The sequence below is a fragment of the Limnobacter sp. genome (assembly GCF_036405155.1).
Lineage (GTDB): Bacteria > Pseudomonadota > Gammaproteobacteria > Burkholderiales > Burkholderiaceae_B > Limnobacter.
Genome location: NZ_DASWYD010000004.1, coordinates 385174 through 402540, shown reverse-complemented (window position 1 = coordinate 402540; position 17367 = coordinate 385174). Strand labels below are relative to the sequence as shown.

Genomic DNA, 17367 nt, shown 5'->3' with positions numbered 1-17367 from the left:
TTACTGTTTACTTGGGGGGCAATTGGTCAGTGGACGAATCCGAAGACTTTCGCAGCAACTGAATGATGATCAGCAACACCTCGGTGACCACCAACGCGGCGGCGGCCAACAAGTAAGGACCTGCAGACTCTTCACCGTTGATGTAGGTCACCAAGCCGGCCACCAGAAAACCAATGGTCAGGAGTTTGATGGTCAGCACGCCCGGGGTGCGGTTGATGGTTTGCCACAGATTGCTCATGGGGGGTCTCCGAATTGAATTTTATGATTGGATACAACGCAACATAAACAAATAGAAGCGCGCGGAAAACGCGCCATGTGCAGTATAGACACAGGCGGACCCCGAAAGCTCGATAAAACCGTCTAATTGCACGCTGCCGAACCAGCGCACGGGTTAGACTCTTCGGGTGGCGCTGCCAGCTGTATTGAATGCGTCCGGCTATCATTCCTTACATTGATCCAATTTTTTGCATTCGCCCATGCCGATCACCTTGTCGCCCGGCCAGTTGTCACGGAGCATTGGACCGCTCCACATCAACCTGGACCGCCAGTCCTACAGCCTGCAAATGCTGCAGGATTTCGAAACCAGTCAGGAAAACCTGCGCCTGCGCGAATTCATCGATGGCTTGTTTCGCGGCGCGGTCGTCAACCCGACCGAGCACCGGGCCGCTGGCCACTGGAGCTTGCGCGCTGCATTCCGCCGGCACGAATACCCTGACTTTGTGAAACTGACGGTGGATGGTCGGGACGAACTGGAACTGGCCCGAACGGTTCAAGACCACATGAATGTGTTTGTGGAACAGGTTCAAACAGGCCAGTACACCAACCCGGATGGTGAACCCTACGAAAGCGTCCTCCACTTGGGCATTGGCGGGTCCGACCTCGGACCACGCCTGTTGCACGACGTGTTCTCGAAGCTGGAACTGAACGGTGTCAAGGGTCGGCTGAACATTCGGTTTGTGGCCAATGTGGACTTCCATGAAATGAAAGCTGCGCTGGCGGCACTCAACCCAAAACGCACCTTGGTGTTGATTGCCAGCAAGTCTTTTTCCACCAAGGAAACCCTGCACAACGCCCAGCATATTTTCAAGTGGCTGGATGCTGCCGGGCCCGCTTACCGTGAACATGCCCTGCTGGCGGCCACTTGCAAGCCTGCCAAAGCGGCCGAGTTTGGTATTCCGCCCGAACGCGTCTTTGAATTCAGCGAAACCGTGGGTGGCCGCTATTCGCTGTGGGGGCCCGTGTCCATCAGCATTCGACTGGTGCATGGCAATGCCGTGTTTGAGGATTTGCTGGCCGGTGCAGCCTTGATGGACAACCATGTGCTCAACACCCGATCGATCGAGTGCGTGCCCATCCTGCTGGCCCTTTCGGATTTTTACAACCTCAAGGTGGGCATTGACTCGCTGCTGCTCAGCCCCTACGACTCGCGCTTGGGCATGTTGATTCCTTATCTGCAGCAGTTGTGGATGGAATCACTGGGCAAAGGGGTCAGCATCGATGGCGTGCCGATTCCAAGGTCCACCTGCCCTGTGTTGTGGGGCGATGTGGGCACCAATGGCCAACATGCATTTTTTCAATTGATGCACCAGGGCCGCAATGCCAGCACGGTGGAGCTGGTGGCGATTTTGAAACCCAACCACAGCGAAGCCGCTTCTCACCGTGTGCTGTTGTCGCATGCCTTGGCGCAAGCCGAGGCCTTTTCGGTGGGCCGTTTGAACAGCCCACAAGAAATGGCGGACCCCGCCGTGAACTACAAAAGCTGCCCGGGACAACGGCCTGTGCAAATGGTGTTTCTGGACGAACTCACCCCCTACAGCCTGGGTGCCTTGCTCAGCCTCTGGGAACACCGAACCTGCGCCTTGGGTGCCATGCAAAACATCAACCCATTCGACCAATGGGGCGTGGAATTGGGTAAAGTAATTGCCGAGCAAATTGAACCCAATTTGCCACCGGGGGAAAATCGGGCCGAGAACCCGATCACTGCACACCTCATCGACCATTTCATCAACCGGGGTCGATAAACCAAGGCTGGTTGCGGGCTTCCGGGCAGTACACAACACCGGGAGACCGCAGCTTGAACCAACTCAGTCAATTTCAACTGGCCACGCAACTGTTGTATGCCGTCGCCATTCCCTATTTTTTTGCAGCCATGTGGCTGGAATACCGGGTCATCAAACGCCTGCAGGGTCAAAAACCCGACATACAAGGCCCAATTGACATTGTTCAGGGCTACGAACTCAAAGACTCCCTGTGTTCAATTGCCATGGGCGCTCTCAAATTGGTCACCACGGGCATCGCGCTCATCTGGAGCCTGCCCTTGATGGCCTGGCTGTTCCAGCACCGCGTGTTCGACCTGGGCCTGTCGAGCTGGTGGTTTTTGCCCCTGCTGATTATTGGAGATGACTTCTGCTATTACTGGTACCACCGGGTTGCTCACCGTTGCGCTTTGTTTTGGGCTGAGCATTCCAACCACCACACCAGTGAGCATTACAACCTGAGCACTGCGCTGCGCCAGTCGGTGTTGGGGCCGTTTTACAGCTTTGTGTTTTGGTTGCCACTGGCCTGGCTGGGCTTCGACCCGGTGACCCTGGCATTTGCCCACTCCGTCAACCTGCTGTACCAGTACTGGATTCACAGCGAAGTGTTTGAGGTTCATGGCTGGTTTGAAAAAATCTTCAATTGCCCGCAGCACCACCGCTTGCACCACGCCAAAAATGAGGAATACCACGACTGCAATTACGGGGGTATTTTCATTGTGTGGGACCGCTGGTTTGGCACCTACCGCGACTTTAAGCCCGGGGTGGCACCGGTGTATGGCACCCTCACCCCGGTGTTGTCGACCAACCCGCTCAAACAGGGCGTGATGGGCTGGGTGCATTTGCTGCAAAAAGTGGGCAAGGCGCAGGGGCTTGTCAATAAACTGAAGTGCCTGTGGCTGCCCCCAGGCTGGACACCTCAACAAATGTCTTGACCTTGACATCATGGTAAAGTTCAAAGTCAGTCCATCGACTGATGGAGAACACCATGACCGCTACAGAAACCGCCGAACCGACCGTACTTCGCATCGAGGGCATGACTTGCGCCTCGTGCGTGGCTCGGGTTGAAAAAGCCCTCAAGAAAGTGCCTGGCGTGCTGGACGCCACTGTTAACCTGGCGACCGAAAAGGCCCAGATTGAGGCGCAAGGGGTGAGCCCGGCGCAATTGATGGAGGCTGTGCACAAGGCGGGGTATGAAGCCAGCCCGGTCCACAGTGACACTGTTGAGCCCACCACCACCCCACCCCAATCAAGACTGCCAGCCTGGTGGCCGGTGGGTGCCGCTGCAGCACTCAGCATTCCACTGATGTTGCCCATGCTGTGGATGCCATTTGGCGTGGACTGGATGTTGCCCGCGTGGCTGCAATGGTTACTGGCCACCCCGGTGCAATTTGTGTTGGGTGCCCGCTTTTACAAAGCGGGTTGGCGGGCCTTGAAAGTGGGTGCGGGCAATATGGACCTGCTGGTGGCCTTGGGCACCAGTGCTGCCTACGGACTGTCGGTGTACCTGGTGTTTGCGCACAGTGCACATGAGGGCATGGTCCCCCACCTGTACTTTGAATCCTCAGCGGTGGTGATTACCTTGGTGCTGCTGGGCAAATACCTGGAAAGCCGCGCCAAGGCACAAACCGTGGAAGCCCTGCGCGCGCTGGAAGCCTTGAAAGTGACCTCCGCCATTGTTCGACGACATGGCCTAGAGGCGGAAATTCCGGTCCATGAGATACGAATCGGCGATGTGGTGGTGGTGCGCCCCGGTGACCGCATTGCAGTCGATGGTGTTGTACGGGAAGGTGAAAGCCACGTGGATGAATCGTTGCTGACCGGCGAAAGCCTGTCCGTCACCAAGCACGTGGGCAGCACAGTCACGGGTGGCGCCATCAACACCGATGGTGTACTGCTGATTGAAACCACTGCCATCGGCAGCGAGACCGTGCTGTCCCGCATCATCCACCTGGTGGAAGAAGCCCAGGCCAAAAAAGCCCCCATCCAACGGCTGGTGGACCAGGTCAGCAGTGTGTTTGTGCCGGTGGTGCTCCTGTTGTCGGCCATCACCTTTCTGGCATGGGGCTGGCTGACTGGAAACTGGGAACAGGCCCTGCTCAATGCCGTGGCGGTGCAAGTCATCGCTTGCCCGTGTGCACTCGGCTTGGCCACACCCACCGCCATCATGGCGGGTACAGGTGTTGCTGCACAACACGGCATTTTGATCAAAGATGCCGAGGCGCTTGAACTGGCGCATCGCATTGCTGTGGTCGCATTCGACAAAACCGGCACCCTGACGGAAGGCAAGCCCCGCGTGGTCGCAGTAGAAGCTGCCGCCCAGGCTTGGGATGCCCACCAAGTGCTGGAACTGGCTGCCGCCGTGCAAGCCCACAGCGATCACCCGCTGGCCAAGGCGATTGTGGCGCAGGCCAAAGCCGAGGCTTTGCAATGGCCTGCCGTACAAAACCTCAAAGCCCTACCCGGCCGTGGAGTGGAGGCGCAATGGAATGGGCAACGCGTATTGCTGGGCAATGCCCGACTGATGCAGGAACAGGGCGTTGCGATGAACACACTCCAGCTGCAAGGTCAAACCCATGAATCAGCGGGGCAAACGTTGTCGTGGCTGGCCTTGGACGGCACACTGCTGGGCCTGATTGCCCTGGGCGACACGCTGAAACCTCAGGCTGCAAATGCCATTGAGCAACTGCAGCGGCAGGGTGTGCGCAGTGTGATGTTGACGGGTGACAACGCAGGTGCTGCTCAAACCGTTGCACAGGGCTTGAAGCTCACGGAATTTCGCGCCAATGTGCTGCCACAGGACAAAGCCGCTGTGGTGAGCGAGCTGCGAGAACAAGGCCAAGTGGTGGCCATGGTGGGCGATGGCATCAACGATGCCCCCGCGCTGGCAGCTGCCGATGTGGGCATTGCCATGTCCACCGGCACCGATGTGGCCATGCACACAGCGGGCATCACACTGATGCGCGGCAACCCCGCATTGGTGAGCGATGCCATCGACATTTCGCGGCACACATTCCGCAAAATCCGCCAAAACCTGTTTTGGGCGTTTGTATACAACGCGGTGGGCATTCCGCTGGCTGCATTGGGCTTGTTGAACCCCATGTTGGCGGGTGCGGCCATGGCCATGAGTTCGGTGAGTGTGGTCAGCAATGCCCTATTGCTGAAGCGCTGGAAACCCAAAGCAGATCTGTAAGGAGGTGAACAACATGATGAATATTGGAGAAGCATCCAAGCACACCGGCATCAGTGCAAAAATGATCCGCTACTACGAAAGCATCGGGTTGATTGGCGAGGCCAACCGAACCTTTTCAGGCTACCGGCAATACAACGAACGGGATGTGCAAACCCTGCGTTTTATTCGCAGGTCCCGCGACCTCGGTTTTTCAATCGACCGCATCAAAACCCTTCTCGCCCTGTGGCAAGACCAGGGGCGCAAAAGTGCAGATGTGAAAAAACTGGCCCAGCAATACATCGCCGAGCTGGATGCAGACATTGAAAAACTGCAATCCATTCGGCAGCAGTTGCAGCACCTGCAGCACTGCTGCCATGGTGACAACCGCCCCGACTGCCCGATTCTGGACGAACTGGGCGCCGTGGGTGCACGGGGCGGCAAAACATCGGCTTGAATGGCCAGTTAACGGCGGTTTACTTGATCCAGCCCTCGGCCTTCATGGCGCGCTGCACAGCGGGCCGTTGCGCCACGCGTTGGCGATAGGCCTCCAGCGCAGGCCAACCGCCTGCGAGGTCAACACCCACAAACCCGCACCAACCCAACACGTTAAATAGATAAGCGTCCGCAACGGTGAATTGCTCGCCCATCAAATAGGTGTTGCTGCCCAAGAGTTCCACCATGTCTGTCAGGCGTTTTCCGAGTTTGTTGCGAAAGTGCGGCTTAATCTCGGTCGACAATTCGCGGTCAAACAGTGGAGAAAAACCCTTGTGAATTTCAGAATTGATGAAACTCAACAATGACTGCAGTTGTGTGCGGGCCAGGGTACCGTTTGCAGGCGCCAATTTCATTTCAGGTTTCAGGTCGGCCAGGTATTGCACAATGGCCGGACCTTCGCTGATTCGTTCACCGCCATCCAGCTCCAGCAGCGGCACATAGCCTTTGGGGTTAATGGCGTAGTAGTCGCTGCCGTCTTCCAGGGTGTGGGTTTTCAGGCTGACCGCTACAGCAGAGATGGGCAAGCCCAACTCTTCAATCACAATGCGGGGGGACAGGGAACAGGTTCCCGAGGAGTAGTACAGCTTCATGGAATTCTCCCGAATCAATCAACACGGAACATCATCCTGAAGTGTGCCACGGTGGCAATGTCAAGAACGCGATGCGTTAACTGTGGTGCGGTTCTTCGATCAAGCGTTCTGCAGGCGCCCTGTTGACGGCACAGCCTCCTTCACGGAATGGGCTGGCCCATTTGTCCTCGGAAGTCAACAGAGAAATCGAAGCCAATGCACCGGGCAGCCGCTTCATTTCGCTGGCTGGGGTGTCGGCCTTTACCCGGCTTGCTCCCAACCAGCTTTCTTCACGTCGATCGGTGTATTTGGATTTCTTGATGAAACCCGGCAAGCCCTCATCGGCCATGGCCGGGGCAGTGATGGCCATGCTGGACGCCAGCAGGGCAGACAGGGATACATGCTTCATGCGGAAAAACCTGCGAAGTGAATCGAACCTGACAAAGCTAACGCCCTGCCCGGCCAGTTCGTTGACGCCCCCATCAACACATCTGGGGGAAAAACAACCCGCAATTCTGGCTTTTGTGCATGAAACCTTGATTACAGTGGCTTTGCATCGGTCACGGTGTAACCGTCTTCAGCCAATGCGGCCCTCACGTCTTCCACATCCACCTCGCCATCCACCGTCACGGTTTTGGAGGCCAGCTCCACCTGGACTTTGGCTTTTGGGTTGAGATCAACGATGGCTTTGGTCACATGGCTGGCGCAGTGGCCGCATGTCATTCCGTCCACAGTCAGTACAAGCATGGTGTTCTCCTGAGTTCAACAATGTGGATTCATCTTCAGCCTTCCCATCATGGCAAGGTCAAGCGCAGCAAACACAATGGTCAGTATTTTGCGTACACTGCTTGCAACACATGCCCCTGCATGTTGTTGCACTTTGACCGGAAAGCGCCGTGAACAATCGCACTGCCCTGTATGTAACTGCCCTTGCCGTGCTGACCTCGGCCTGCAGCACACTGGAGCCCGAGCCCAAGCAGGACTTGGTCAGCATGGTGCAATTGTTTGAAAGCCTACGGGCTGAATACCAAGTGCCCTATTCCCGCCTGGGGCTGGAAGACACCCAATTGTATGCCTACGCCAGGGCCAACAACCATGTGGTCATGGATGAGCCGTTTGCAAGCCACTTGACGGAGGCAGCCATGCGGTTTGTCATGGTGCATGAGTTGACCCACGTGCGCTTCCAGGACCCGCGGCAAGCCCACCAACTGTTGAAAAAAATTCATGCTGAACAAGGCGGTGACGGCGACCAGCGCTTCATGACGCTGCTGGGCCGGTATTCCACCCACCCAGAGTTTCAGGACTTTGTGCGCCTTGCAGAAACCCGTGCCAACGAGGCCGCCATTGATCACTTGGCAAATCGCCAAATGGATGTGTGTTCGGCAATTAAAGAAATTGAATCGCACACCGGGCAGCGCTTTTCGGTGGGCACCGACACCGTTTGCGATGGTGCAACCCGCAGGGCGCCCTCGGATGCCGTGGAGGTCAGCTATCCGACCGGGGCTGGTCCAGCGCCATCCGTTTCTGAATCACTTCCGTCGCCTTTGCCGCAGTCAGTGCAGCCACATAAAAACGAAGGCCCCGAGCCAGCAGAGACGTCAGAATAAATACAGCGATGTTCATGCCAAACAAGCCCGATGTAATCGTCATGACCTTGTAGGGCAAGGGGCTGATGGCACTGACCAAAATCGACAAACCACCCCACTCCTTGAAGAACGCTTCGGTGGCTGCAAAAGCACTGGTGTAACCCCATTGCGCAATCAACTCACGCGACCAATCGGCTGCAAAGTGACCAATGGCATAGCCCAGCAAACCACCCAGGGTGGAAGCCACCGTCCCCACCAAAGCAAACCACTTGGCCTTTTCCGGCTTGGCTATGCACATGGGGATCAGCATGGCATAGGGTGGGATGGGGAAAAATGATGCCTCGATGAAACTGATGATGGCCAACAAGACTGGCGCATGTTGATGACCGGCCCAACGGGCAAACAGGCGGGCAAAGTAACCCATTTTTTGTTTAGCCGCTGGTTTGGTGTTGTTCGGGTTCATGGGGTGGGAGAAAACGTGGAATGACGCCATTGTAGACGTTGAATGTGAACGCAATCTGAAATGATTCGGATTCGCGGCGGATACTTGCCCTTCAGGGGATGGCGCTGCCATACTCCAATGGCAACAAGAGGCGAAAAGCCCATTACCCATCGTTATCCGGAGACAATATCCATGAAGAAATCCGCCGCCCTGCTGGCGCTGACCACCGGCATGTTGATTACGCCCAGCGCTTTTGCTGCCCCCACCAAAATGTGCATTTTTGACATTGCAGGACGCAATGGCCCCGCCTTCAACCAGGCCCGTGATTACGCTGTGGCGGCCAAAGAATGGGGAGCCGACATCGAACTGCAAGCCTACGTGGATGAACGCCTGGTGGCCGAAGACTTCAAAACTGGCAAGTGCGACGCAGTGGCCATTTCAGCCTTGCGGGGGCGGCAATTCAACCAGTTTGTGGGCAGCATCGATTCGATCGGCGCTGTGCCCACTTACAAACACCTGCAAGCCATTATTGACCTGACCAACAACCCCAAACTGGCGCCCAAAATGACTCAAGGGCATTTCGAGGTGGTGGGCATTTTGCCGATTGGCGCAGCGTATGTGATGGTCAATGACCGCAGCATCAACTCTGTAGAAAAAGCCGCTGGCAAAAAAATTGCGGTGCTGGACTACGACAAGTCGCAGGCCAAGATGGTGCAACAACTGGGCGCACAACCCGTGTCGTCTGAAGTGATCAACTTCGGCAGCAAATTCAACAACGGTCAGGTCGACATCATTGCCGCACCCGCCATTGCTTATCAACCACTGGAACTCTACAAAGGCATTGGGCAAAAGGGGGGTATTTATCGATTCCCGCTGGTGCAACTGACGGCCAACCTGATTATCCGCAAAGACAAATTTCCAGAGGGCTTTGGCGCCAAATCACGGGTGTGGATTTCGAAGCAATTTGATCGAGCGGTCAAGTTGGTAGACATCGCCGAAAAAGCCGTGCCTACCGCTGCCTGGCTGGACATTCCGCCAGCCGACCATGCCAAGTATGAAGTGCTGATGCGGGAAGCCAGAATCCAGATGACCAAGGAGGGGTTTTACGACGCAGAAATGACGAAGCTGCTGAAAAAAATCCGGTGCAAGTTTGACCCGGGTTTGGGGGAGTGTGCGGATAAAAACGAGAGCTGATCGGGCATTCTATTTAGGCTGGTGGAACTGAGTCATCGCGGGTTTATCTCGCCTAGCAGTTCGTCGGCCAGCACGGTCACACCCCTTTGCGACGGCCCATTGGTATTTCCCTCGCTGCAGGGGAGGTGAACCGTACAGGCCCAAAATGCGCTGGTGCCGCGCCTCACAGCAACACCGGTATGCCTGGCGCCGAACAGTCAGCCCCCCGATCGGTTTGACCCGCACAGCATTCGAACACACGGACCGAGATGTCTGAGCGCCATCGGCGCGAGTTATCGGTCCGGTTCAGAATGCGCGGGGCAACCTTTGCCTTCGGGGGGCGTTCGGACCGGGCTACCGGTGTTGCGAAGGAGCCATAAACCGGCACGGGCTACCGGTGTTGCTGGGGGCAATCGATCAGGACTTCTTCTCGTCCTTCACCGGCGCAGTGCTCTTGGGCTGATCACCCAGAATGCTTTTGGCTGGGCAAATCTTGAACGCGGGGCATTTCTGGCAACCAACAGCCACTGCGATGGGGCAAACTGTCATGGCAATATCCTTGATGTGAGTAGGGGTATCGCCATGATGGCAGAGCGCTGTCTCGAACTCAAGCAAAAAACCCGACAATCACCTCCATTTTCAAGACTGCACATCGGGCGTGCCAAACAACACGCTGGCGCCCTCTTCCGCTGTGGTCACATGCTGGCGCCACAACTGAAAATACCCGCGCCCCAGGCTCACCGCTTGAGCCTGTTTGGGTGAGGGTTCACGGCGATCTAAATCTGCATCGGTGTTCAATACACCCGCCACCGCATCCACGCGAACCAGGTCACCATCGCGCAGTTTGGACAATGGGCCATTGCTATCAGCCTCTGGGCACACATGAATGGCCGCCAACACCTTGCCCGATGCACCGCTCATGCGGCCATCGGTCACCAGGGCCACGTTCAAGCCCCTGTCCAGCAGCACACCCAGCACTGGGGTTAGTTTGTGAAGTTCTGGCATGCCATTGGCACGGGGCCCTTGGTGCGTCACCACCACCACCACATCCGTCTGGAACGCATTGTTCTTGAATGCCTCCATCACCTGCGCCTGGTCTGTAAACACACGGCACGGCGCCTGCACCACGCGGTGGCTGTGCTTGACGGCAGACACCTTGCACACCGCCCGGCCCAAATTGCCGGTCAAGAGGCGAATGCCGCCATCGGGCTGAAACGGCTGATCCCAGGGGCGAAGCACCTCTGGATTGCGCGTGGCCTGGGGTTTTCGAACCGAGAAAGTTTCTTGGTGCGGCTCCACCTCACCCACGGTGTCGGCCAGCGTTTTGCCCCACACGGTGAGGGCACTGCCATCGACAAAACCGCCATCCATGAGCGTGGCCAACAGGCTGGCGGTGCCACCTGCTGCATGGAATGCGTTCACGTCCTCAACACCGTTGGGATACACGCGACACAACAGCGGCACAACCGCCGAAATGGCGTCCAGATCTGTCCAGTCAATGACGTACCCAGCCGCGCGGGCCACGGCGATCCAGTGAATGGTGTGGTTGGTTGATCCACCCGAGGCCATTAAACCCACCAAGGCATTGATCAAACTGGCGGCATTCACCAATTGCCCAAGTGCCAAGGCTGGATTGCGCGTTGCACTGGCCAGCGCACGCACGCTGTCGGTCAGCACGGCGTTTCGTTGCGGGCCAAAAGGCGACTCAAACGCTGCACCGGGAAACTGCAAACCCATGCAGTCCAGCATCAATTGATTGGAATTCGCAGTGCCATAAAACGTGCAGGTTCCGGGGCTGTGGTAAGCCCGTTCCTCGGCTTGCAGCAGTTCATCTTTGCCAGCTTTGCCCTCTGCGGCCAGTTGGCGAATGCGGGCTTTTTCCGGGTTGCTCAAACCGGTTTCCATGGGGCCAGCCGGAATGAATACAAAAGGCAAATGGCCAAAAGCCAAAGCGCCCATGAGCAGCCCGGGCGCAATTTTGTCGCACACCCCCAACAAAATGCCGCCATCAAACACATTGTGCGACAAACCGATGCAGGCCGCCTGCGCAATCACATCGCGCGAAAACAGCGACAGTTCCATCCCTTCTCGCCCCTGCGTCACACCATCGCACATGGCGGGAGTGCCGCCTGCAACCTGGGTGGTGGCACCCACCAACTGCGCAGCCTGTGCAATGCGTGCCGGGTAATCAGCGAAGGGCTGGTGGGCCGACAACATGTCGTTGTAGGCCGTCACAATCCCGAGGTGCGGGGCCTTGTGCAGGGCTATGACTCGCTTGGTGGGCGGTGCAAACACTGCGGTGGTGTGCGCCAGGTTCGCGGCACCCACCGCACTGCGGTTCTGCGTTGCCGCCGGTAAGGTGCCCAGGTACCGAGAACGAGTGCTTTTTGAGCGGGCCTCAATGGCGTCACGGACTTTCAGCAAAGCGGGATGTAAGATGGTGGACATGGGATTTCCAATCAACATGGAGCAGACTGCATGAATCAATCGGGCAACCTGGGCAGCGGCAGCGACTCAGCCGCCAATCCGGTGGGCGAGTTCACATTCGTGCTGCACGGTGCAGGTGGCGACCTGGCCAAGCGAAAAATCATACCGGCCTTGGCGCAGTTGGCCAGCGTGGGATATTTCTCGCCCGGTGCAAGGCTCATCTTCGCACAAAGGGAGGCGTTGAGCCCAGCCCAAGCCCTGGCTGAAGTGGATGCTTTCCTGGCGCGCACCGGCGACGCTGCAGCCCGAGCCACCCTGCCAGCACTGGCACCCTTGCTGTCCACCTGCTCGGTGCGCTTGGGCGAACCCACTGCAAAAGCCGGACTGGATGCCGCCATCGCCCAAGGCCCACACCCGGTGGTGCACTATGCGGCACTGCCCTCTTCCCGGTTTAAAGATCTCATTGCCTGTTTGCCTGAAGAGCGGTCTGCCCAACGCTTGCGGCTGGTGCTTGAAAAGCCCCTGGGCTTTAATGCGCGCGAGTCCGCTGAAATTGAGGCCGCAGCCGCCGCCAAATTCAATGAAGACCAAATTTTCCGCATCGACCACTACTTGGGCAAACAGGCGGTTCAAAACCTGCTGGCCCTGCGTTTGGGCAACCGCATTTTTGAACCACTGCTGACCCGTGAGCATGTGGCCTCGGTTCAAATCACTGTGGCCGAGGACTTGGGTGTAGAAGACCGCGCGGGGTTTTACGAACACGCTGGTGCACTACGCGACATGGTCCAAAGCCACATGTTGCAGCTGCTGGCCATTGTGGCCATGGAACCACCCGTGTCGCTGGAGGCCAACAGCCTGCGCGATGAAAAACTGAAAGTGCTGCGCTCACTGAAAGTACCGCAAGTGCTGGGCACCCCCGAGATCATCACCGGACAATACGCCGAAGGTTATGTGAAAGGCCAACCGGTGCCGGGCTACCTGCATGAGCCCGGTGTGCACGCCCAGTCCTGCACCGAAACCTACGTGGCCTTTCGCACCGAGGTGCAAACCTGGCGCTGGGCGGGCGTGCCGTTTTTGCTGCGCACCGGCAAGCGTATGCCCCGTCGGTTTGCTGAAATCGTCATCCAATTTCGCGATGTACCCAAACCCCTGTACGAGCCGGTGGGTGGACACTGGAGTGGGAACCAGTTGGTGATACACCTGCAGCCCGATGACAAACTGGAATTGAAACTGCTGGCCAAAACACCCGGGGAACGTTTGCGCTTGAAGCCCGTGTCGCTGGACCTGGACTTCTTCAACACATGGCGCATTCCTGTTCGGGATGCCTATGAGCGTTTGATCACCGACATTTTGCGGGGGCGGCTCAGCCTGTTTTTGCGGCGAGATGAAGTGCAAACCCAGTGGGAATTTGTGGACCGCATATTGGCAGACCTGAAACAACACGGCCTTGGGCCGGTGCCCTACACCAGCGGTACCTATGGACCCTCGGCGGCCACGGCCATGGCTCTGCGCACGGGTGCGCTGTGGTCTGAGGATGCGGTGTCATGACCATGAACCAGAAAACTACCAACAGCATTCCACTGCCCAGCCTTCAAGCCATCATGCCTGTGGTGGTCGTCGATGCGGTGGACCAAGGCCTTGCAATCACCAACGGTTTGCTGCTGGGCGGCATACGCCAAATTGAAATCACACTGCGAACACCCAGCGCACTTCAAGCCTGTGAAGCCATCGCCCGAGACGCACCACAGTGCCTGTTGGCTGTGGGGACGGTGTTGTCGGTGATCGACATGGACAATGCCGTTCAGGCTGGGGCTCAACTGCTGATCTCACCCGGCCTGAGCAACCGCTTGGCCGAACACGCCCACCTCAAAAGCTTGCCCTGGATTCCGGGTGTGGCCACCGCCACCGACATGATGAATGCGCGCGACTGGGGATACCACACATTGAAATTTTTCCCGGCCATGGCAGCCGGTGGCCCCAGTGCGTTGAAAGCCTTGTCAGCCCCACTGCACGACTTGACATTTATACCCACTGGCGGCATTGGACTTGCAGACTTGCCAGCCTGGAAAGCATTGCCCAGCGTTCAGGGTGTGGGCGGGAGTTGGCTTACCGCCAACCTTCAAGGTTTGAACCTGAGCGAGATTGAGCGCACAGTGGCTGAGCGTGCATCCCAGGCCTTAAAACAGTGGCAACAGGCATGAATATCGCGTGGACACCCATACCAATTACCGGTGCCACGCTGACGGAGAGCCCTCGCTATGCGCACCACCAATGGGTGTGGGTGGACATTCCCGGCAAAACGCTGTACCGCTGTCAAACAGCCATGGCGGCCAATGCCCGGCAGATTGAGTGCACACCATTGCCAGATGAAGTGGCCTGCGTATTGCCCACCGCGCAACCCGATGTGTGGTTGCTGCTGGGCCGCAATGATGGTTACACACTCCATTGGAACACCAACAAACCCACTGTTCAGGCTCACCACATGCGCCTGCCCTACGACCCAAGCAGCCATCGCTTTAACGACGGTCAACTGGGCCCGGATGGTGCCGTGTGGATTTCAAGCCTGGTGGATGCCCGACAGCCCAACACGGGCGGCTTGTATCGCGTTGAACAAAACCACGCCGAACTGAAGGTGGGCGGATTGGTGGTCGGCAATGGGCTGGCCTTTTCGCCCGACGGCACGCAGCTTTGGCTGGCCGATACGCGCCAGCGCTGTATTTGGCGATTTGAATTCAATCCAGACACAGGTGCGCTGGGCAACCGCAGGCTGGTTGCGCAATACACCACGGGCAACGAACGGCCCGATGGCGCCACCATCGGACCCGACGGCCACTACTGGGTGGCCATCCTAGAGGGCGCACGACTGGACCGGTACACCATGACTGGTGAACGATTGCCCGCCGTGGCAGTTCCACTCAAGCGCCCAACCATGCCCTGTTTCGGGGGCGAGCATGGTCAATGGCTACTGGTGACCGGCCTTGCCCACACCACTGAACACGCCAACGCCCAAGGATTTGAAGGTGCTGCGCTGGCGATCGGACAACTCACAACGACACAGATCCAGGCCTAAACGCACACGGTGCGTGGTGACATTTCGGCATTCATTTTAATAAATGAGAATGATTGTTATTTACATTTTATTTTACCGATGGCAAGATGACACCTCTTTTCAACTTTGGTACATCACCCGCCATGCCCCTGCAACCTGTCTCCCCGCCCACACGCGGCCTGAGGAAGCCCAACAGCCTTCGACAACCCACGCTGGCAGCAGCCATTACGCTGGCTACCCTGCCCTTGCCACAATTGGCCTTCGCTGACGACAATCTCAACCCACAACTGAATGCAGTGGTGGTCGAGGGCCAAGCCGTGAAAGGTCAAAACCCATTGGGCAACCCCGACTCACCCTACAAAGCCGAGTTGATGGAGTCATCCAAATTCGCGAGGCCCGTGGCTGAAACCCCCAAAAGCATTCAGATCATCACCAAAGAAGCGATCAAGGACTCGGGTGCCACAGACCTGAAGGACGTGATTCGCGTTCAACCGGGCATTACCATCAGCACGGGAGAAGGCGGAAACGCATTTGGAGACCGGTTCATCATTCGCGGCTTTGAAGCCCGCAATGATGTGTTCATCGATGGGCTTCGGGACCCCGGCGTGACCAGCCGGGAAACCTTTGCGGTGGAACAGATTGAGGTGTCCAAAGGCCCCAGCAGCAGCTTTGCTGGCCGGGGCACCACCGGGGGTGCCATCAACAACGTGACGAAAAAACCGGGGCCCGTGGACTTCACCACGCTGGAAGTGGGTGTGGGCACCGACAACAAATCGCGAACCACTTTGGACGTTAATCGCCAATTGACCGACGACACCGCAGTCCGTGTGAACGCCTTGTATTCCGACCGCGATGTGCCGGCGCGAGATGGGGCTGAACAGCAACGCCAGGGACTGGCGGTCGCAGTGGACCAGCGCATCAACACCAACCTCAAACTGAGTGCCGATTACTACTATTTCCGTTCGGATGAAATTCCCGATGGTGGCGTGCCCTGGGACAGCGCCGCCGGCAAGCCAGTGAGTGGTCGGCATTTTTATGGTCAGAACGGGCGCGACTTCCTGAACAACGGCGCGGATATTCTGACCTTCGGGGTGGACTACAACCTGGGCGACGGTGCTCGCCTGGAAAACCGCACCCGCTATGGCGTGACCACCAATCGATACATCGTGACCATTCCGGGATTGGGTGTGGTCAACGGGGCCGGTGCATGTGTTGCTGGCGCCAATGTGGGCGTGGGCACACCGGGCGTTTGCGTGCGGGCCACCTCACAAAACCGCAATCAACAAAACACCTACATCGGCAACCAAACCAACTGGATCAAAGAACTGGATTGGGGCAAGGTGAAACACCATGTGGTCGCGGGTGTGGAGTTTTCACGCGAAGAAGCGGAAAACATTCCCTATGTGGACAGCCTGCGCACACCCAACGCTGGGGACCCACTGAACCCCAACAACAACGCCTGGCTTCAACAAGGCGGAAGCTATACCCCCAGCAGCAACATCACCACCATTCGGGCCAATACCCTGTCGGCCTATGTGCTGGACACCGCCAAGCTCAACAGCGAGTGGGAGGTGTTCAGTGGCCTGCGCTATGACACCTTTGACTATGCCTATTACACCGGGCCGAATGACTACCAAGGCACTTCACGCGGTGGGTACAAGGATGGGTTCCTCAATGGCCATGTGGGTGTGACATACGCGCCGTGGCTGAATGGCAACGTGTACGCCACTTACAGCACCTCGTCCAATGCCAGTGGCGAACAACTGGACGCCACTGCCTGTGACTATGGCGGCCTGTGCGGCAGCAATGTGAAACCCGAGCGCAACCGCAGCATTGAAGTGGGCACCAAATGGCAATTGGTGGACAAACGGCTGTTGTTGACGGCTGCCTTGTTCGACATCACCAAAAGCAACGTGCTGTCGCAGCTGTCACCTGGCGTGTTCACGCAGGTGGGTGAGTTGCAAGTGCGCGGTCTCGAAGTGGGTGTGGGTGGCAAAATCAATTACGATTGGGACATCAACGCTGGCCTGGCCGTGTTGGACACAGAAATCGTGAAGTCCGACACGCCCAGCGAAGTGGGCAAATCCTTCCCCAACACAGCCGAGACCAGTGCGAATGTGCAAACCCGATACAAACTGGATGACCATTGGGCCATCGGCGGCACGGTGACGTACAAGGGCAAGATATCCGGCGGTACCCCCAATGGGCCAGTGACGAACAATTCACTGGATGCCAGCACCGTGTGGGACGCCATGGCCGAGTACACCGTGTCCAAAGACTTGAAGGTCAGACTCAATATCCTCAACCTGTTTGACACCGAGTACTACACGGCGCTGTACCGCTCTGGATCGCCCTTCACCTACGTGGGCGAAGGCCGCTCTGCAACCTTGACCCTGATCAAAGACTTTTGATCCACCC

At 57.5% G+C, this 17367-nt stretch carries 16 protein-coding genes and 1 pseudogene; 10 read left to right on the top strand and 7 right to left on the bottom strand.

The window, feature by feature from the left end; genetic code table 11:
- Positions 1–7: 7 nt before the first annotated feature.
- Positions 8–238 (bottom strand): hypothetical protein, encoded by a 231-nt coding sequence (locus VGE55_RS05750; protein ID WP_331130741.1) that lies wholly within the window; start codon positions 236–238, stop codon positions 8–10.
- A gap of 238 nt (positions 239–476) precedes the next feature.
- Here VGE55_RS05750 and VGE55_RS05745 point away from each other — a divergent pair, with 238 nt between their 5' ends.
- The 4 genes from VGE55_RS05745 to cueR are packed head-to-tail and all read left to right on the top strand — an operon-like array spanning position 477 to position 5662.
- Positions 477–2021: a glucose-6-phosphate isomerase gene (locus tag VGE55_RS05745; protein WP_331130740.1), complete on the top strand. Its 1545-nt coding sequence runs from the start codon at positions 477–479 to the stop codon at positions 2019–2021.
- Between the two features lie 53 nt (positions 2022–2074).
- Positions 2075–2971, top strand: a complete 897-nt coding sequence (locus tag VGE55_RS05740; RefSeq protein ID WP_331130739.1) for a sterol desaturase family protein — start codon at positions 2075–2077, stop codon at positions 2969–2971.
- Positions 2972–3024: 53 nt separating this feature from the next.
- Positions 3025–5229 (top strand): heavy metal translocating P-type ATPase, encoded by a 2205-nt coding sequence (locus VGE55_RS05735; RefSeq protein ID WP_331130738.1) that lies wholly within the window; start codon positions 3025–3027, stop codon positions 5227–5229.
- Positions 5230–5245: 16 nt separating this feature from the next.
- Positions 5246–5662, top strand: coding sequence for a Cu(I)-responsive transcriptional regulator (gene cueR / locus VGE55_RS05730; RefSeq protein WP_331130876.1), 417 nt, complete (start codon positions 5246–5248; stop codon positions 5660–5662).
- A gap of 19 nt (positions 5663–5681) precedes the next feature.
- Here the strand turns inward: cueR and gstA are convergent, their stop codons facing one another.
- The 3 genes from gstA to VGE55_RS05715 all read right to left on the bottom strand — a co-directional run bounded on the left by gstA (position 5682) and on the right by VGE55_RS05715 (position 7019).
- Positions 5682–6293, bottom strand: coding sequence for a glutathione transferase GstA (gene gstA, locus VGE55_RS05725; protein WP_331130737.1), 612 nt, complete (start codon positions 6291–6293; stop codon positions 5682–5684).
- A gap of 76 nt (positions 6294–6369) precedes the next feature.
- Positions 6370–6681: a hypothetical protein gene (locus VGE55_RS05720; protein ID WP_331130736.1), complete on the bottom strand. Its 312-nt coding sequence runs from the start codon at positions 6679–6681 to the stop codon at positions 6370–6372.
- Positions 6682–6812: 131 nt separating this feature from the next.
- Positions 6813–7019, bottom strand: coding sequence for a heavy-metal-associated domain-containing protein (locus VGE55_RS05715; RefSeq protein WP_331130735.1), 207 nt, complete (start codon positions 7017–7019; stop codon positions 6813–6815).
- Positions 7020–7264: 245 nt separating this feature from the next.
- Between VGE55_RS05715 and VGE55_RS05710 the strand changes: the two are divergent.
- Positions 7265–7651, top strand: a pseudogene (locus VGE55_RS05710) (M48 family metalloprotease); the annotation flags it as partial.
- Positions 7652–7757: 106 nt separating this feature from the next.
- Here VGE55_RS05710 and VGE55_RS05705 read toward each other — a convergent pair.
- Positions 7758–8321, bottom strand: coding sequence for a YqaA family protein (locus VGE55_RS05705; protein WP_331130734.1), 564 nt, complete (start codon positions 8319–8321; stop codon positions 7758–7760).
- A gap of 171 nt (positions 8322–8492) precedes the next feature.
- On the opposite strand from VGE55_RS05705, the gene VGE55_RS05700 reads away from it, so the two are divergent.
- A complete protein-coding gene (locus VGE55_RS05700) occupies positions 8493–9494 on the top strand; it encodes a putative solute-binding protein (RefSeq protein WP_331130733.1) in 1002 nt (333 codons plus the stop codon).
- A 396-nt stretch (positions 9495–9890) separates the two neighbouring features.
- Here the strand turns inward: VGE55_RS05700 and VGE55_RS05695 are convergent, their stop codons facing one another.
- Together VGE55_RS05695 and edd are read right to left on the bottom strand one after the other, a co-directional pair.
- Entirely contained in the window at positions 9891–10022 is a 132-nt protein-coding gene (locus VGE55_RS05695) for a hypothetical protein (protein WP_331130732.1), read from the bottom strand.
- A 90-nt stretch (positions 10023–10112) separates the two neighbouring features.
- The gene (gene edd, locus VGE55_RS05690; RefSeq protein WP_331130731.1) at positions 10113–11921 is read right to left on the bottom strand and encodes a phosphogluconate dehydratase; all 1809 of its coding nucleotides are present in this window, start codon (positions 11919–11921) and stop codon (positions 10113–10115) included.
- A 30-nt stretch (positions 11922–11951) separates the two neighbouring features.
- Between edd and zwf the strand changes: the two genes are divergently transcribed.
- From zwf to VGE55_RS05670, 4 genes are all read left to right on the top strand, one after another.
- The gene (gene zwf, locus VGE55_RS05685) at positions 11952–13448 is read left to right on the top strand and encodes a glucose-6-phosphate dehydrogenase (protein WP_331130730.1); all 1497 of its coding nucleotides are present in this window, start codon (positions 11952–11954) and stop codon (positions 13446–13448) included.
- 2 nt (positions 13449–13450) lie between these two features.
- A complete protein-coding gene (locus tag VGE55_RS05680) occupies positions 13451–14101 on the top strand; it encodes a bifunctional 4-hydroxy-2-oxoglutarate aldolase/2-dehydro-3-deoxy-phosphogluconate aldolase (protein WP_331130729.1) in 651 nt (216 codons plus the stop codon).
- Complete coding sequence (locus tag VGE55_RS05675; RefSeq protein WP_331130728.1) at positions 14098–14970, top strand: SMP-30/gluconolactonase/LRE family protein; 873 nt, start codon at positions 14098–14100, stop codon at positions 14968–14970. Before VGE55_RS05680 ends, VGE55_RS05675 begins: the two co-directional genes overlap by 4 nt.
- Before the next feature lie 86 nt (positions 14971–15056).
- Positions 15057–17360: a TonB-dependent siderophore receptor gene (locus tag VGE55_RS05670; protein ID WP_331130727.1), complete on the top strand. Its 2304-nt coding sequence runs from the start codon at positions 15057–15059 to the stop codon at positions 17358–17360.
- Positions 17361–17367: the final 7 nt, after the last annotated feature.

Bases quoted from the DNA above. Each gene is read 5' to 3' on its own strand.
- VGE55_RS05750 (WP_331130741.1), bottom strand. From the start codon at position 238: ATGAGCAATCTGTGGCAAACCATCAACCGCACCCCGGGCGTGCTGACC.
- VGE55_RS05745 (WP_331130740.1), top strand. From the start codon at position 477: ATGCCGATCACCTTGTCGCCCGGCCAGTTGTCACGGAGCATTGGACCG.
- VGE55_RS05735 (WP_331130738.1), top strand. From the start codon at position 3,025: ATGACCGCTACAGAAACCGCCGAACCGACCGTACTTCGCATCGAGGGC.
- cueR (WP_331130876.1), top strand. From the start codon at position 5,246: ATGAATATTGGAGAAGCATCCAAGCACACCGGCATCAGTGCAAAAATG.
- gstA (WP_331130737.1), bottom strand. From the start codon at position 6,293: ATGAAGCTGTACTACTCCTCGGGAACCTGTTCCCTGTCCCCCCGCATT.
- VGE55_RS05720 (WP_331130736.1), bottom strand. From the start codon at position 6,681: ATGAAGCATGTATCCCTGTCTGCCCTGCTGGCGTCCAGCATGGCCATC.
- VGE55_RS05715 (WP_331130735.1), bottom strand. From the start codon at position 7,019: ATGCTTGTACTGACTGTGGACGGAATGACATGCGGCCACTGCGCCAGC.
- VGE55_RS05705 (WP_331130734.1), bottom strand. From the start codon at position 8,321: ATGAACCCGAACAACACCAAACCAGCGGCTAAACAAAAAATGGGTTAC.
- VGE55_RS05700 (WP_331130733.1), top strand. From the start codon at position 8,493: ATGAAGAAATCCGCCGCCCTGCTGGCGCTGACCACCGGCATGTTGATT.
- VGE55_RS05695 (WP_331130732.1), bottom strand. From the start codon at position 10,022: ATGACAGTTTGCCCCATCGCAGTGGCTGTTGGTTGCCAGAAATGCCCC.
- edd (WP_331130731.1), bottom strand. From the start codon at position 11,921: ATGTCCACCATCTTACATCCCGCTTTGCTGAAAGTCCGTGACGCCATT.
- zwf (WP_331130730.1), top strand. From the start codon at position 11,952: ATGAATCAATCGGGCAACCTGGGCAGCGGCAGCGACTCAGCCGCCAAT.
- VGE55_RS05680 (WP_331130729.1), top strand. From the start codon at position 13,451: ATGAACCAGAAAACTACCAACAGCATTCCACTGCCCAGCCTTCAAGCC.
- VGE55_RS05675 (WP_331130728.1), top strand. From the start codon at position 14,098: ATGAATATCGCGTGGACACCCATACCAATTACCGGTGCCACGCTGACG.
- VGE55_RS05670 (WP_331130727.1), top strand. From the start codon at position 15,057: ATGACACCTCTTTTCAACTTTGGTACATCACCCGCCATGCCCCTGCAA.